The organism is Hadarchaeum sp. (SeqCode), assembly GCF_049969415.1.
Lineage (GTDB): Archaea > Hadarchaeota > Hadarchaeia > Hadarchaeales > Hadarchaeaceae > Hadarchaeum.
Genome location: NZ_JBMFOX010000128.1, coordinates 1 through 805, shown reverse-complemented (window position 1 = coordinate 805; position 805 = coordinate 1). Strand labels below are relative to the sequence as shown.

Annotated in this window: 2 protein-coding genes; one reads left to right on the top strand and one right to left on the bottom strand. The window is 53.5% G+C overall.

From position 1 onward, the window contains the following. The first annotated feature begins 21 nt into the window (after nt 1-21). The gene (locus ACP5PX_RS08325) at nt 22-171 is read left to right on the top strand and encodes an endo-1,4-beta-xylanase (RefSeq protein ID WP_428085480.1); all 150 of its coding nucleotides are present in this window, start codon (nt 22-24) and stop codon (nt 169-171) included. Nucleotides 172-202: 31 nt separating this feature from the next. Here ACP5PX_RS08325 and ACP5PX_RS08320 read toward each other — a convergent pair whose 3' ends face one another. Beyond that, nucleotides 203-427, bottom strand: coding sequence for a hypothetical protein (locus ACP5PX_RS08320; RefSeq protein WP_428085479.1), 225 nt, complete (start codon nt 425-427; stop codon nt 203-205). Nucleotides 428-805 lie beyond the last annotated feature (378 nt).

Genomic DNA, 805 nt, shown 5'->3' with positions numbered 1-805 from the left:
GCCAAGAAAGCTGGAGCAACAATTTTCATCTTCTGGGGATTAGATGGCAATGTTTCTTGGCTGGAAAACGCATTAGGGCAACATGATTCTTATGCTACAATGTTTGATAAGAATTATCAGCCAATGCCTTATTTTTACTCTATCTGCAAAGCTTTTCTTTATGACAAATGATTATCGCCAGGGTTAGTGCTACAACGATGGTTCAGGTATCTTCTATCTTCAACTTTTGGAGGGTGCGCTTGCGATGGGATAGATAGGCCCTGTGGTTGGCCTGTTGAATCTGGCGCAACATGACCAAAGCCGCTTCTTCGTCAAAGATCGGCCTGGGCAGAACAGCTATTGATGAAAGCCGCCCAACATCTCGCTCCAGCCGACTGCTCCCTCTCGCTCGGTCGCAGCGGCTGAGCTCGGGGTCGTTATGCGGCACGTCGTTACCAACAAAATTTGTGCGCGCGCGTTCCGTGTCGCGTTGAGTCACAGCGCGTTGTCGTCCACGCGCGCGGCGTTGTGTTTGCGGGTGTGTGATCTTGCGCGGCAGGGTGCGTGTAGCGGGGATGGACGATTAGCAAACCTCAGGGGGATTCCCCCTTGCCCCACGCCCAAGCAGAGTAAAATTAACTCAACGCTTCGCCCGAACTCTAGCGACAACTCAGGAGAATGCCATGGAACCCTCCCAACTCCCCCAACTCCTCGCTCCCCTTCTTCCCTACCTGCTCCAAGGTGGGATTGAACTGGCCAAATCCGCCGCCGGAGAATTCGGCAAAAAACTCTCCGCCGATGCCTGGGACGGCCTCAAGCGCTTGGC